The following is a 14,966-nucleotide window of genomic DNA, read 5'->3' on the forward strand; positions in this document are numbered from 1 at the left end:
GATCCGCGACGCACTGTCCGAGACCAGCGCCGCGATCGCGCCTTCGTCCTACTACGCCGCCAAGCCCTGACCGCAGGGCCTCGCCGGCCACCAGGTCGCCCGCTGCACCGTCGAACGCCTCATGAGAGACGAAGGCCTCAAAGGGGTCCAGCGAGCCAAGTCACCGCGGACCACACCCCCGAAGGCCGAGACCGAGCGGCCCGCTGACCTGTGGAACGCAAATTCGTCGCCGAGCGCCCGAACCAGCTGTGGGTCGGGAGACATCACCTACGTCCGCACCTACAGCGGGTGGGTGTACGCGGCGTTCATCATCGACGTCTACTCGCGGATGGTCGTGGGGTGGCAGCTGTCCAAGAATCTGTACACCGACCTGGCGCTGGACGCGTTGAACATGGCGATCTGGCAGCGCTCCCACGCCGGCGGCCATGGCGGGACATCGACGATCTCGAGATCGCCGTCGCCGAGTACATCGACTGGTTCATCTACCTCCGCATCCACGGCGAGATCGGCTACGTCCCACCCACCGAATACGAAGCACAACACGCGGTGGTCGAACCGTCACCCGAGCTCGTCGACGCCAGGTAACCACCCTCTACACAACCCGGGGCTTGACACCTCGTGTATTTCGTGGCGACGAGACCGCCGGTCGCGGGTACGGTCCTGGCCGACGCGACTGCCTGGCTCGAAGAGTCCGGAGCCACCCGCGACCGGATCGTCAGGGTCAGCGTTCCGCGGCGGTGGACGTGTCGGCTTCCTTGAACTCGATCACCGGATCGCGGTGGTTGTGTTCGTAGGGCACGTCTGCGGTCCCTTCGGCCCGGGCGGCCTTGATGTCCGCGTACTGCTCCAGCGGGGTGCGCGGGTCGCCGTATCGCTCTCGGGCCCACGACGGTGAGTGCGTACGCGGGCTGTCCGCCTTGATGCCGCGGATTGCGGGCTCGATGTACCGCACCGAACGGGGGCTGATCCGCTCGACCATCGCCATCATCAGCCGCGGGTTGTTGTGCGCGGCCTTGTAGAACATCCGCCACAGGGCGATCGACCCGAAGTCCACGGCCCGCGACTGCGTGACGCCCAGGAGGGGACGCATCCACCGCGGGTAGGTGGCGATGATGGACGCCCGCAGGAACGGCCGGCCCGCCTTCTTGACGAACGCCGGCAAGCGCGGCTCGATGGTCTCGAAGCCGTCGAGAATGTGGTCGACGTTGGAGATGGCCGCCTCCGAGGCCGCCAGCTTGTCCCGCCAGTCGTCGAAGTACTTCTGCACCTCGCCCCGCGAGCGCGGCACGTCCTCCTGTCGGATCGGCTGGACCTCGGCGGCGATCGCGCACTGCGCCCAGTACTCCAGCTCCTCGTCGCGGCTAAGTCTGCCCGGCCCGAACAGCTCGTAGACGTACAAGATCGAATGCCAGGCCGTCATGTGGATCCACAGCTGCGAGTCCGGGTTGTTCGAGTCGTATTCGTTGCCCGTCACCTTGTTGATCCCGTACGCGCGCGAATGCACTTTCATGAGGATGTCCGACATCTTGATAACGGTTGGAGTGTCCGCGAAGAGCACGGCGGAGAAGTACTCCATCGTGCGGTCGTAACGCAGCGGCGTCCGCTGGATCACCTGACCGGTCTCGTCGACCGCAGCCGTGAGGTCCGGGTCCAGATGCTCGATCGTCACGGCTCGAGCGAAACCCTGCAGCGCGGAAGCCGGGAACGTCCAGACTTTCCACGCCACCGAGCCCGGGCCGAAGAGTCCCTCGTCGATGCGGTTCTTCTCGGTGGTTCCCACGTCTCCCCCTTCTGGAAGTGCTCGGCGTGAGTCAGCTCACGCAACGTACGCAGATTATTAGACAGAGTCGCCTAGTTTGTAAAGTTACTGATCAGTAGGTTCTGGCGATAGGGCTGCTTCGCTGCCGACCAGCTCCACGCCCTGGTGTTCTGCAACGAGCGGAGGTCTGCGTGGAGCAGACTTGCAGATCGCCGCACCCATCTGACGGATGTTGGCCTCGACCTGGCGAGCGATTGTCGTCCGGCAGATGCAGCCAGCGGGGTGTCCTGGGCGGTACGCCGACAGACACGTCGGGTGAGCCCCATGGTGGTGAGGCAGGTGAGGTCCCCGGCCGCTGGCGGTGATCGCAGCGGTGCCCGATATCCCGCCATAGTCGGTAGCGAGGTGGGCGGAGACACCTCGTGGTAGCCAGAGTCCGAGGAAGCCGTTGTCGTAGGTGGTGCGTGGCCCCGTTGAGCAGCTTATTCTCGGCGGGGCCGGTGACCTTGACGTGCGCTCGAGCGTTGACCAGTTCGCCTCGGCAGGTGGTGGGCCGTGGAAATGGCAGGGGTGGGTGACGGTGATGAACGGCGCCACCGACAGACAGGGAAAACCTGTCGCGCGGCATCGGCAGTCCAAGGCTTCGGGCGCTGCTACTCACGATCAGCTCGGTCGGCTACCGGAAGTCAACGACGAGATGGGGGCGATGCCTCGTTATCTGCGGGCGCGGACGGGCAACTGGCCGTGAGCAGCGCGGCGTAGGCGAGAATTGCGGTCGCGGCTCGTAACCGTGCCCGGCGGGTGGTGGTCATCGGTATCGCAATCTTTTCGATGCCTTGGGCGACCTTGGCCGGGGCCTAAGTCGAGAAGGTGCGAGCATCGACAGTGGCAGGGCCGTGCACTTCTGGCAGAGGCGGTCGCAGACATGAACAGCTCTCAGGCGTCCGGCAGCTCCACGTGCTGGATCGGCCCGTGCAGCGAGGTGACCAGCAGATCGCCGTCGTCGAACTCCCCGAACCCGTCGGCCACGACCACGGCCGTGGCGCGGGGGATCCCGCCGACCAGCACGCACGAGTCACCGGTGCCGCGGTCGAGCCGGAATACCTCGCCGGTGGTCCACGATGTGACATAGAGGGCCTCCGGGGTCACGGCCAGATCGTCGAGCCCGCGGGCGATCTCGGGTGGGGCGGTCAGCTCCCTCGTCGTCGTCGCCTCCGGACGGTCCAACGGCACCTCGTGCACCACGGTGCGCGTGGTCGACTGGGTGACGTACGCGGTGTCACCGTCGATCGCGATGCCGTTGGACACGCCGACCGCGGCGCGGCGCGACCACTCGTCGTCGACCTCGCCGGCCGCGGTGACGCGAGTCAGAGCGGGCACGTCCAGACTGGTCAGGTACCGGTTCCCGGCGGCGTCCACCGCCAGACCGTTCATCCGGGCGTCCAGACGCGCCTCGATCCGCGCCTCGGGGCGCTCGGCGGCCGGGTCGAACGTCACCACGTCGGACCGGTCGGCCAGGTACCCGGTGCCGGCGGCGACGTGCATGCGCCCGTCGGGGCCGAGCGCGAGGCCACCGGGCGCCCGGACGGCCACCGACGCCACCACGCGGCCGTCGGGATCGTAGGCGTCGACGCGGTTCAGGAACGTCTTGGACACCCACAGGCGGCCGTCGCCGTCAAAGGCGAGGTTCTCGGTCCAGCCCACCACCGGCACGGGAGCGTCGCCGAACGTCGACACCCGCGGCGCGGGACCCGGACAGGGCGCGATCGGCGCGCCGACCGAGCCCGGCGCGCTGACCAGACCGGAACCGGCGTCGAGCGCGGCGGCCGAGCCCCCATGGGGACCGACCGACCCCAGCGCGCCCTCGATCGGCACCGCCGCCGAGCCGACCGACCCGGCCGCGCCCTCGACCGAACCGGGCCCGACCGAGCCCAGCGGCACCGCCACGGCGACCGGGGCGAGCGCGGCGGGGGCGAGCGCGGCCGGCGCAAGCACCGCGGCGAGCCCGACGGACACCGCGCGCACGGACACCGCGCGCACGGACACCGCGCGCACGGACGCCGCGCGCAGGATCCGCCGGGCTCTCATCGTCAGACCCCGGCCGGCCGGCGCCCGTGGAGCGTGTACTCGGCCAGCAGCGCCTCGCGGTCGGCGTCGGTGAGGGGCCGGTACACGTCGTCCGACTTGTCGGCGCCGCCGCGCAGGTAGACCTCGCCCGGCTCGATCCACGACTCGCGTCGCAGGCTGGGCTTGGAGATCTTGCGAGTGGCGGTGACGGGCATCTCCTGCATGATACGAACGAACCGCGGCGCCCACTTGGTGCCCATGTCGGGCTGGGTGCGGCAGAACTCGGTGAACGCGTCGGCGTCGAACTCCACGCCGGGCTCCAGCTGGATGGCGGCCATGACCTGGTCGCCGGTGCGCGGGTCGGGGACGGGGTAGACCGCCACGACGAGCACGCCGGGGAAGCGGTCGAGAATCCGCTCGACGGGGCCCGCGGAGAAGTTCTCGCTGTCCACGCGAATCTTGTCGCCGGAGCGGCCGGCGAAGTAGAAGTAGCCGTCGGCGTCACGATAGCCCAGGTCGCCGGAGTGGTAGACCTCGCCGATGTTGCGCTCGGCGGTGGCCTCCGGGTTGCGGTAGTAGCCCTCGAACAGCTTGGCGCCGGTGAGGTTGCAGATCTCGCCGATCGCCTCGCCCGCGTTGGTCAGGCCGCCCTCCTCGTCGAACTCGGCGATCGGGCACTCGTTGCCCTCCTCGTCGAGGATCGCGACGTCCATGTAGGCGCCGGCCACGCCGAGCGCGCCGGGCGGGGTGTCCTCGGTGTGGCTGATGACCACGCCGCCCTCGCTCGAGCCGTACGACTCGAGCGGGGTCACGCCGAAGCGGCGCTCGAACTCCACGCGGTCGTGGACGGAGGCCTCGGTACCGAAGACGACCCGCAGGCGCGTCTGCTTCTCCTCGGGGACCTCGGGCTGGGCGAGGATGTAGGACAGGGACCGGCCGACGTAGTTGAAGTACGTCGCGTCGTACTTCAGCACGTCGGGCAGGAAGCCGGAGGCCGAGAACTTTCGGCGCATCGCGAACGTGCAGCCCACGTACGCGGCGGGCGCGAAGGCGGCGAACAGGGCGTTGCCGTGGAACAGGGGCATCGCGCTGTAGGCCACGTCGTCGCGGACGAGGCCGCGGTAGTTGATCGTGCCGAGCATCGCCATGCGGCCTGTCGAGCACATGACGGCCTTGGGCGCGCCCGTGGAGCCCGAGGTGAACAGCAGCGCTAGCAGGGTGTGGGGGTCGCGCGCGTCCTCCGGGTGCAGGCGGGGCTCGGCGCCGGCGTGGTCGGCGAGCAGGCCGCGCCACTGCTCGGAGTCGATGTCGAACGAGGCGACGGCGCCCGTGTCGAGGCCGTCGAGCAGCGCGCTGCCGTCGGCGTCGGTGAGGATCACGTCGCAGTCCACGCCGCGGATGTCGGAGGCGAGCTCGGCGCCGCGACGGGTCGGGTTGATGCCGATGATCGTGACGCCCGCGAGCGCCGCACCGCACAGAGTGAACAGATACTCCGGCACGTTCTCCAGGAGGATGCCCACGTGCAGGCGCTTGTAGGGGTCCGGACGCTCGGCGTAGGAGGACGAGTACTCGTCGGACCAGCCGCGCAGGATCTTCGCGCGGACGGCGGCCTCGGCCACGAACTCCCGCCACGTCCACGACGAGTCGTCGAACAGCAGTCCCGGGTGATCGTCGGTCGACCGCTCCAGCAGGATGTCGCCGAACGTCTCGTGCTGCATGGCGTGGCCGGGATTGAAATCTGTTCTACTCATGAGATCGCACAATAGGCGATGGAAACCCGTTCCACCCCGGAAACGGGCGGCAACGTTGACACGTGTCAGCAGCACTATTCCGGCCTACCGGCCTGCCGCCGTCTGGTCGCTGTCGCGGAGCCCGATCGGGTAGGAACGAGGCGTGGCGCGCCGCGCGGGCGCGCCGGGATTGTGGGGGGCGTGGGATGGTCGCGGAACCGGGCGGCAACCGCAGCGCGGCACCGGGTGTCGGGGTGGATGTCGACGACGACGAGGTCGGCCTCGACCGGGGCGGGTTCGTGGTCGGGGAGATCCGGCTGGGCAGCGTGCACAACTTCCGGGACGTGGCCGGCCCCGGGTACGCGCTCCGGCCCTCCGGCTCGATGACCCGCGGTGTCGTCTACCGGTCCACCGCGCTGTCCGTGGGCGATGAGGACCTCGGGGTCCTCGAGCGACTCGGCGTGACCGCGGTGGTCGATCTGCGCACCGGGGCGGAGATCGACAGGCAGCCCGACGTGATCCCCGCCGGTGCGGAGTACGTGCCGATCGACGTGTTGGGCGGGCACACGTCCGCGGCGATCCTCACCACGACCGGCCTGGTCGGGGTCGAGGAGGCCCGCCGCGAGATGGCCGAGACCTATGAGCGGTTCGTCCTGGGCGACCACGAGCGCGGGGCGTTCGGTCGCGCCGTCCACGCGCTGGCGGTGTCCTCGGGGCCGGCGATCGTGCACTGCACGGCCGGCAAGGACCGCACCGGCTGGGTGTCGGCCCTGCTGCAGCTACTGGTGGGGGTGCGTGAGGAGGATGTCGTCGCCGACTACCTGCTCACCCGCGAGATGTCCGCCGACTTCGTCTCGGCGATCCGGGCCTACGTGCAGTCCGAGATGCCGGAGCAGCTCGAGGCGGTCGAGGTCCTCATCGGCGTGGAGGAGGCCAACCTGCGCCGCTCGCTGGACGCCCTGGACCGCGAGTTCGGTGACGCCAGGCGCTATCTGGTGGAGGGCGCGGGCGTGGACGTCGAGGTCGTCGACGAGCTGACGGCCCGGCTCCGGTCCCGCTGAGGCTCAGGTCAGGATGAGCAGTGCGCCGAGGACGCCGCCGAAGCCGACGGACTGCAGCACCACGGCGACGGTGCGTCCCACCTCCGTACGGGCGCCGGCGTGGACACGCGGCCCGGCCAGGGTGACGGCGAAGATCATCACCACGGCGGCGACGCCGGCCAGCGTGTCCGCCAGCCGCTCGGCCACCCCGTAGACGGCCGCGAGGCCCAGGAACCCGCCGACGAGCGCGGCGGCGATGGTCGTCAGCGGCGCGGGGAACACCGTGGCATGGCCGCTCCCGTTAGCGCTGTCGCCGGCACTGCCGCTCTCGTCGCCGGCGCCGGCTACGCTGGAACTGGCGCCGGCGAGCTCGTCGTCCGGGCGCGCGAGCTCCGCCCGGCGCTCGTCCGGTGATGCCTCGCGGTCCCGGATCATCAGACGTTCGCTCATGTCCTCGACCGTACGCACCGGCGACCGCAGCGAGCTGCCGTCCTCGCGTGTGACCGCCAGGCGACCCCATCGCTGCTGGTACGGGGCGTTTCCGCGCGCGGAGAGGTCTGTCACATCGGTGTCACTCCCGCCTCTCTGGCCCCGCTGGGCGCCGCCTGTCTCCGACCCACCACCGGCGTGAGGCTGGGCGTAGGATGCCCGGGGATCCGATGGGGCTCGGGTCCGGATCGTGTGTGACTGCCTGGGGGGGTTGACGTGGGCGCTGCCGGTGTCATCGGTGGGTGGTTCGAACCGTCCGACGAGGTCGGACGGGCGTGGGACGAGGCCGAGGCGATCCTTCGCGCCTGCGATGACCTGAATGCGGTGATGGCCGCCATCCACGACGCCGACTCTCCGGTCGAGGCACGCCGTGCCCTCAAGCGCGACTTCGGCTTCACGGGACGCCAGGCCGTGCTGTTGCTCACGCTGCCGGTGCTGTCGTTCACCCGCTCGGAACGTGAGCGGCTGGCCGGCGGTCGCCGCGCCCGGTTGGAGCTCCTGGCGGACGTCACCGGCGTGCTGCCCGCGGTCTCCGCGGACGGCGGTGTCCCGGAGTCGGCGCCCGCCGCCTCGGAACCCGCCGCCGCGGAGCTCGCCCACGCGGAATCCGCTCATGCAGCACCGCCTCCCGCAGAATGGGACCCCGCTGCTGCTGCCCCCGCAGGGCCCGGCGACGAGTGGAACGCCGAGTTCGACGGCGCGCTCGCCCGGATCAGTGGTGCGATGGCCGCGTCGTGGGGCGACGCCGCCCCGGATCCGGCTCCCGCGGACGATCCCGCCGCGCCCCGCGAACCGGCGCCCACCGCTACCGCCCCGGCGGGGCCCTCCCGACCAGGGCGGCGGTCGGCGGCCGTCGAGCAGGAGGCGTCGGCGGTCCTGGACGAGCAGATCGGCGAGCTGTGCGACGCGCTCGCGGAGCTCCTCCGGGTGCCCGCTCCGGCGCCGACGGTGGTGGCGGTGGACGACCCGCGCAGCTCGGAAAGTCCGAGTGGGGTCTTACTGGACGGGTCCGGCGTGGATGACGAGACCGGCATCCGCACCCTGCTGTGGCATCTGCGGCGCACGGGGCTGGATTCGGTGGAGGGCCTACTGCCGTTCGCGGAGCCGCTGACCACCGAGCGCGGCTTCGACGCGCAGGCGGCGCGGTACGAGGACGCGATGGGTGCGGGCGTCCTCGGGTTCGAGCCGGGAGGCGACGCGACCTGGGCCGGGCGGTTGTGGCCGATCGCCGAGCGGAGCGGGTTCGGCTACGCGGTGTCGTACCGGGGCGGCCCCGACGCCGGCTCGGTGTGGGCGTACGGCGGCGGGGAGCCGCTGCACCGGCTGTGGGATTCCGTCGTGGACCTGCTGGTGGAGCTGTACCAGGCGTTCACGGCGGGAGCGCCGTGCGACTCCGCGCTGGCGGCGGTCGCCGGCGGAAGGGTGGTGTGGAGCAACCTCGGCTGAGGCCCTGCCGCACGGCCGCCTCAGGCGGGGCGCCGCACGACTCAGCCGAGGTCGCGCGCCACGACCGTCGGACGGGCTCCTCGGCAGAAGACCAGCTCGATCCGCGAGACGATCCTGCTGGTGGGGCCACCGAGGAGGTCGGCGTACGCGCACAACTGCAGCAGGTACTCGTCGACGGTGTCGGTGGTGACGGCGACGTCGGTCTTGTAGTCGATGATCGACAGCGATCCGTCGTCCTCCTGCACCACGAGGTCGACGACACCGTCCACCGCCGCCTGCGTCCCGTCCGCCGTGGTCAGGGTTCCGGCGGCGGGCAACTCGGCCCAGTGCGTCCTGCTCGCCGCTCGCCTGACGGGCTCGGAGGTCAGCGCGGTGCGCGCGACCGAGACCATCTCGGCGACCGCCTCGGGATTGCGGCTGCCCTGCAGGCCACCGCCCAGTCCGAGGGCGACCAGCTGGTCGGCCGCCCACCGATCCCAGTCCGCCATCGCGGAGTCCGGGTCGGCAGCCGGTCCGAGCAGGCGACTGAGATCGGTGTGCTCCGCCAGGTGGTGCACGGCGGTGCCGACGTCGGGCCCGGAGGCGACCGGTGTGTACCTCGGCCTGGGCGGCAGCTCCTCCGGCCGGGCCGGGGCCGGTGCGAACCTCTCCCGCAGCGCGGCGGCCAGCTGCTGGGGGAGGGACGGCTGGCGCTCGACGTCCTCGTCTCCTGGTGCGGCGTCCACCGCGTCGGGGTGCACGATCCGCGTCGCCGACCAGCCCGCACGCTCGGCGGACCGGGCCGCGATCTCGCGGGTGCGCTCGGTCCACCCGGCCTCGTCGGGCACGTCGACCTCCGGCGCGGCCGCCGCCTCGAGCAGGTTCTCGCCGTACTCCACCAGCGCGGGCGCGTCGGGCACCTCGACGATCGACCCGAGCAGCGATCCCCACAGCTTCTTGGGGGTCTTCTTCTGGGTCAGCACGTACCCGTGCCCCGAGACCGCCAGCCGGCTCTCGGCGCGGGTGGTGGCCACGTAGAGCAGACGGATCCGCTCGGCCAGCGAGTGCTCGGCCTCGCGCGCGGCGGCGCGGCGGAAGGCCGGATCGCGGACGATCGTCGAGAACGACGCCGCGGGTCGCGGCGGCTCGTCCTGTGTCCAGAGGAGGCGGGACCGGTCATCGGGCCACTTACGGCTCATGCCGGCGAGCACGACCATCGGGTACTCGAGACCCTTGGACGCGTGGATGGTGGTGATGCGCACCGCGTCGACGCCGATCTCGGGGATCGCGGCCTCGGGCACGCGGGCGTCCTCGGCGGTCAGGGCCATCGCCCAGTCGGCGTACTCCCGCAGGTCGGCGCGGGCGGGATCGGCTGCGGACTCCTCCCACTGCCACGCGTGCTCGATCACGAACCGGATCCGCCGCCACAGGTCGCGCCGCCTGGGGGACTCGGCGACGGACTCGAAGACCATCCGGTCGTGGACGAGCCTCTCGAGGAGTTCGCCCGGCCGCCTGGTGGACCGGCCGAGGGCCGAGAGGTACCGCATGCCCTCGGCGACCGGCGAGGCCGCGAGGTCATCAGGGGCGGGCGCGGTGAGTGTCCAGCCGCCGCCACCGGCGCGCCAGCGCAACAGGTCGTCGTCACCGCATCCGAACAGGGGTGAGCGCAGCGCGCCCACGAGTGACGCCTCGTCGGCGGAGTTCGCCACGGCGCGGACGGCCAGCAGGAGGTCGCGGATCTCCGGCGTCCCGTAGACGATCGAGGACGCCTCGGTCCGGAAGTCGATCCCGGCGTGATCGAGGCAGGTCTCGAGCATGGGCAGCGATCCGCGCGAGGGCAGGAGGATCGCGATGTCACCGAGGCGAAGGGGGGTCTGCTCACCGTTCTTCGACTCATGGGTCCATCCTTCGCGGATGGCGGTGACGATCACGCGGGCCACGTCCGCGGCCTCGATCCAGTGACGGGTGTGGTCGTCACTCGCCTCCGGCGGGCAGTGCGGGGGGACGTCCTCGGTGCGGAAGACGAACGGACGCGGCCCGTGGGCCGGGTCGTACTCGGGGCGGCCGGGCGCGGGCTCCAGAGGGCGGTACTCGGGTTGGACGCCGTCTGTCGCGGTGAGGACCTCGGAGAACACGTCGTTGACCCAGTCGAGCACGGCGCGCGAGCAGCGGAAGTTGGTGCTCAGCCTCTCCACCTCGACCCCGCTCGTGGCACCGCCGTCCCCTCCCCGGGCGCGCAGGTACGTCGCGATGTCCGCTCGTCGGAAGCGGTAGATGGACTGCTTGGGATCGCCGACGGTGAACAGGCGCCCGGGCTCCGTCCCCGATCCTCCCGGCCCGGAGGTGAGCAGCTCGGCCAGGTCCAACTGGATGGGGTCGGTGTCCTGGAACTCGTCGATGAGGATCCGCTGGTAGCGCTCCCGCACCCGCTCGCGGACGGCGTCGTTCCGGAGCAGGTCGCGGGCCAGTACCAGCTGATCGTGGAACTGGAGCGTCCCGTGGCGGCGCCGCTCGTCGGCATGCCGGCGGACGACGGGGATCAGCGCGTCCAGGACGAGGGCGATACGTGGACGCCAGTGCGCGGCGAGGACCTCACCGCACAGCTCCGGTAGCTTCTTGATCTCCTCCTTGATGGAGTCGAGCACGTCCTTCCCGCCCCAGCTGGCGCCCTTGCCGCCGCGCCCGACTCCCACCGGCTTCGCGAGGAGCTCGACCCAGGTGGGGGACGCGGCCGGATCGGTGGTCGCGGCCTCGAGACTCTCCAGCCACGCCTGGTGCTTGCCGAGGGTCTCGTAGAACAGGTCCGTCTCGTCCCGGCACGAGTCCCGCCACCCCACGATCGAGCCGATGGCGGCGACGACCTCCGACAGGTCCGGTGACGCGGACAGCTCGGAGGGGCCCGCATAGAGCGGTTCCGTGGGGAGGCGGTCCCAGTCGCGGTGCAGGGCCACGACGACCTCGCGGAAGGCCAGGGGGCCGACGCCGGCGTCGAGCATGTCGTCGACGGCCCGCGCCAGGTTGCCCGACCGCTCCGCCGTCGGACCGTTGCCGAACAGGACGGTGGCGCACTCCTGCCACAGCGCCTCCACGGCCGCGGCCTCGGCGGTGTCCTGTTGGGCGGTCACCCGCGGCGGGATCCCGGCCTCGAGCGGGTTCTCGGACAGCAGGCGCAGCGCGAAGGAGTGCAGTGTCCCGATCGCGGCCGTGTCGAGCCCGGCCAGGGCCTCGTCCGCGCGGGCGTCACCCTCCGCGCGCCGCTCCACCAGGTGCACGCGCAGCCGGTCGCGCAGCTCGGCGGCCGCCTTTTCGGTGAACGTGATGGCGGCGATCCGGTCGATCGGCACCGCGTCGTCCAGCAGGAGGGTGCTGAGACGGCGGACGAGGGCGTACGTCTTGCCGGTCCCGGCTCCCGCCTCGACGAACAGGGTGGCGGCAGTGTCGGTCTCGACGCGGTCGCGGGCGGCCTGGTCGGGGAGCTGGCTCATGAGGACGTCTCCGATTCGGATTCGGTGGTCACCGCGGCGATCAGGCCCGCGAATGCGCGATGGGACGACACCGGTTCGGTGAGTGACAGCTTCTCCCATGCGCGGTCCAGCTCGTCGCCGCCGAGCAGGTTCGCCAGATCGCGCGAGGAGCCCCGGCCGCCCTTGAGCGGGAACCACCCGCGCTGGAGGGCGTCGATGAGGTGACCGACGTCCGCGCGGACGCGGTCCATGACGTCCTCGGTGATGTCGAGCGAGATCTGCTCGAACTCCCCCCGCTCGGTGCAGTACCAGTACCGGGCCCCGCTCACCGGTGCCCGCCCGGCGGACTGTGCGGCCGCGGCGTAGAGCGGCAGCTGGAAGCGGGTGCCGCGGAGGGTGGGATCGTCCGCGGTCGGGCGGGCCTCCGCCTCGGGAGGCTTACCCGTCTTGTAGTCGGTGACGCGCTGCGTCCCAGCGCGTATGTCGAGTCGGTCGATCGACCCGGCCAGGAGCACGGTCGCCGTGCCGGTGGATGTGGACACCTCGAACGGGATCTCGACGACCGAGCCGTCGCCGTCCGACCGCCCGAACCCGAGTTCCGTCGCGGCCGGCCGCCAGCCGGACTCGAAGTCGGCGTTGTCCTCGGCGAACCACCGGTCGAGCTCGGCGGCGAGCATCATCTCGCGTCGGCGCCACAGCGAGGCGACCAGGCCGGGGGAGGCGGCGATCGCGGCCTCGCACTCCCGCCGCAGGGCCGCCATGAGCAGGTCCCGGTCCGGCCCGGAACCGCTCTCGATCCGGGCGGAGACGTACCGCTGGAGGATCGCGTGGACCAGGTCACCGTAGTCGCGCAGGTCCATCTCGATGTCCGCCGCCGGATCGTCGAGCGTGCGCACCCGCAGGACGGTGGAGAGGAAGAACAGGTAGGGGCTCTGGGCCCAGTCCTCGAGCCGGGTGGGGGAGAGGGGCTGTTCGAGGACGGTGAGCAGGTCGGCGGCCGACGACACGTCGCCCGTGAACCGGGTGAACCGGCCCTGTCGGCGGTCGCGGCGCATCTCGTGGGCGGCCGCGAGCAGCGCGGGGGCGTCGGGGCGCGTGCGCCACCCGCCGGCGGCGAGGTCCCGGATCCGCAGTTCCGTCCGGGTGGCCGGATCGGTCCCCAGGGCCGCGGGCGGAGCCAGGACCCCGTCGACGAACGAGGACACGCCGATCACGGCGGGACACCCGGCCACGTCCTCCTGCCAGCGGGTGGCGTGGACGGGCGAGCCGACGAGCCGGGAGAGCGTGGGGAGCAGCCAGCGGGACGGGATCCGGTCCCCACCGCCGCGCATCGAACCGCGGGGGAACGAGCACAGCCGGCGCTCGGAGCCGGCGGCCAGCGCGAGCTGGAGGACGCGGTAACGCTCGTCGAGCACCTCCGCCGACGGGGGTTCGACGGATCCCTCCGGCAGCAGCGGGTCGGGCGCGTGGAGGACGGGCAGCAGCCCCTCGGCCATCCCCACCACGCAGACCGTGTCCAGGTCGCGGCCCACGGCGTCGTCGATCGGCCCGAGGGCCACGCCCGCGCCCTCCTCGCCGACCCGGTCGCCCACCGGATCGAGACGGGCGGTGACGGCGCCCGCCACGCGGTCCCGGGTGATGGCGGGCGCGATGGCGTCGAGGTCGGCCAGGGCGCCGACCACCGCGAGGACCGCAGCGCGGTCCGGGCCCTGCCGGAAGGCCGCCGTGACCAGGCCGCGCACCGCGTCGGCGGCCTCCGTCCAGGTCCGGGCGGCGTCGACCGCGGCCAGCCCGGACCGGATGAGGCGGATCAACCGCAGCAGGGCCGCCGCGGCCGCGCGGTCCGACTCGCCCAGCACCCCCGACTCGCCCGACGCCTCCGGCTCGGTGCGCAGGTGCTCGTCCAGCCGGTCCCAGTCGCCGCCGCCGATCACCGGGAAACGGGTGCGGGTGAGGGTCTCGAGGCGCCGGGACGAGACGGCGGCCCCCGCGTCGTCGAGGGGGGTGACCGAGCCCTCGGCGATGATCGACAGCAGCTCCGCCCGCGGCATCACCGACGTGTCCAGGCGCAGCAGGCGCACCAGCGACCGGCCGGCGGGGGAGCGACCCAACGTCGAGTCGGAGGGCCCGTACACGGCGATCCCCGCCTCGGCGAACGCCCGGTGGAGCAGGCGCAGGTAGGGGTCCGGGGACGGGTAGTAGACGCCGATCCGGTGGCCGGGGACCCCCTCGGCCAGGCGGGAGCGGACGAAGCGGACCACCGCCCGCACCTCGTCGTCCGAGTCCGACGCGTGCAGGACGTGGGTCCCGGTGACCGCCTCCGCGGACGCGGGCTCCGCCGCGGAGGCCAGATGGTCCGACCCGGTGCCGGCGACGGGCGTCACGCCGCGTTCGGCGAGCGCGACCCGCAGCCTCCGCTCGGCGTGCGTGCCCCGCAGCGGCGCGGCGAGCACGACCCGGCCCAGGTCGTCCAACCGCGCCAGCGCGGTGGTCACCGCCTCGTACTGCGTGTAGTAGGCGCCGCCCGTCATCTCGTGCGCCTCGCCGGCGAGGCGGAGCACCTCGGAGTGCAGCGGCGTGTCGGCGGTGACCGACCCGGGCTCGACGGTCCCCAGGCGCAGGCACGCTCGGGCCACCGCCTGCCCGGTGACGGGCTCGGCGGCCACGGCGGCCAGGCGGCCCGGATCCGCGTCGAGCGCCTTGTCCACCGCGGCGGCCAGGAGCGGGAACGGCACCGCGGCCCGCGGGGCGAGCACCGGGGCGGACAGCTCGTCGACGACCTGGGCGGCGGTCCGGACCGCCACGTTGACGGCGCCGCCGGACAGGGCCAATGCGCGGACCAGGTCCCGGGCGGCCCCGAACGACGGCACGATCACGGTGATCCGGCCGAGCGGATCGGCCGCCCGGAGGCGGCGGACCTCGGCGACGAGGGCGGAGGGATGAGCCTGGGATCCGGTCACACCGCCATGGTGCACCACGGGTCCGACACCGC

General features: G+C 72.1%; 9 protein-coding genes and 1 pseudogene. 3 read left to right on the forward strand and 7 right to left on the reverse strand.

The features are described from left to right. Positions 1 to 121 precede the first annotated feature (121 nt). Positions 122 to 406, forward strand: a pseudogene (locus tag A6035_RS19380) (DDE-type integrase/transposase/recombinase); the annotation flags it as partial. A 315-nt stretch (positions 407 to 721) separates the two neighbouring features. Here the strand turns inward: A6035_RS19380 and A6035_RS01145 are convergent. The 4 genes from A6035_RS01145 to A6035_RS01155 all read right to left on the reverse strand — a co-directional run bounded on the left by A6035_RS01145 (position 722) and on the right by A6035_RS01155 (position 5,577). Then, complete coding sequence (locus A6035_RS01145) at positions 722 to 1,780, reverse strand: oxygenase MpaB family protein (RefSeq protein WP_108846271.1); 1,059 nt, start codon at positions 1,778 to 1,780, stop codon at positions 722 to 724. Between the two features lie 84 nt (positions 1,781 to 1,864). Next, a complete protein-coding gene (locus A6035_RS19390) occupies positions 1,865 to 2,356 on the reverse strand; it encodes a hypothetical protein (protein ID WP_425267512.1) in 492 nt (163 codons plus the stop codon). 339 nt (positions 2,357 to 2,695) lie between these two features. Continuing rightward, a complete protein-coding gene (locus A6035_RS01150) occupies positions 2,696 to 3,847 on the reverse strand; it encodes an SMP-30/gluconolactonase/LRE family protein (protein ID WP_244192486.1) in 1,152 nt (383 codons plus the stop codon). A 2-nt stretch (positions 3,848 to 3,849) separates the two neighbouring features. Continuing rightward, positions 3,850 to 5,577, reverse strand: coding sequence for an AMP-binding protein (locus tag A6035_RS01155; RefSeq protein WP_235026591.1), 1,728 nt, complete (start codon positions 5,575 to 5,577; stop codon positions 3,850 to 3,852). 185 nt (positions 5,578 to 5,762) lie between these two features. On the opposite strand from A6035_RS01155, the gene A6035_RS01160 reads away from it, so the two are divergent. Continuing rightward, a complete protein-coding gene (locus A6035_RS01160) occupies positions 5,763 to 6,617 on the forward strand; it encodes a tyrosine-protein phosphatase (protein ID WP_108846273.1) in 855 nt (284 codons plus the stop codon). 3 nt (positions 6,618 to 6,620) lie between these two features. Here A6035_RS01160 and A6035_RS01165 read toward each other — a convergent pair whose 3' ends face one another. Continuing rightward, positions 6,621 to 7,046: a hypothetical protein gene (locus A6035_RS01165; protein WP_244192487.1), complete on the reverse strand. Its 426-nt coding sequence runs from the start codon at positions 7,044 to 7,046 to the stop codon at positions 6,621 to 6,623. A 255-nt stretch (positions 7,047 to 7,301) separates the two neighbouring features. Here A6035_RS01165 and A6035_RS01170 point away from each other — a divergent pair, with 255 nt between their 5' ends. Further along, positions 7,302 to 8,531: a DNA gyrase subunit A gene (locus A6035_RS01170; protein ID WP_108846274.1), complete on the forward strand. Its 1,230-nt coding sequence runs from the start codon at positions 7,302 to 7,304 to the stop codon at positions 8,529 to 8,531. A 41-nt stretch (positions 8,532 to 8,572) separates the two neighbouring features. Here the strand turns inward: A6035_RS01170 and A6035_RS01175 are convergent, their stop codons facing one another. Both A6035_RS01175 and A6035_RS01180 read right to left on the reverse strand, forming a co-directional pair. Next, positions 8,573 to 11,995: a UvrD-helicase domain-containing protein gene (locus A6035_RS01175; protein ID WP_108846275.1), complete on the reverse strand. Its 3,423-nt coding sequence runs from the start codon at positions 11,993 to 11,995 to the stop codon at positions 8,573 to 8,575. After that, complete coding sequence (locus tag A6035_RS01180; protein ID WP_244192488.1) at positions 11,992 to 14,934, reverse strand: PD-(D/E)XK nuclease family protein; 2,943 nt, start codon at positions 14,932 to 14,934, stop codon at positions 11,992 to 11,994. Before A6035_RS01180 ends, A6035_RS01175 begins: the two co-directional genes overlap by 4 nt. Positions 14,935 to 14,966 lie beyond the last annotated feature (32 nt).

The organism is Dietzia lutea (assembly GCF_003096075.1).
Taxonomy (GTDB): Bacteria; Actinomycetota; Actinomycetes; order Mycobacteriales; family Mycobacteriaceae; genus Dietzia; species Dietzia lutea.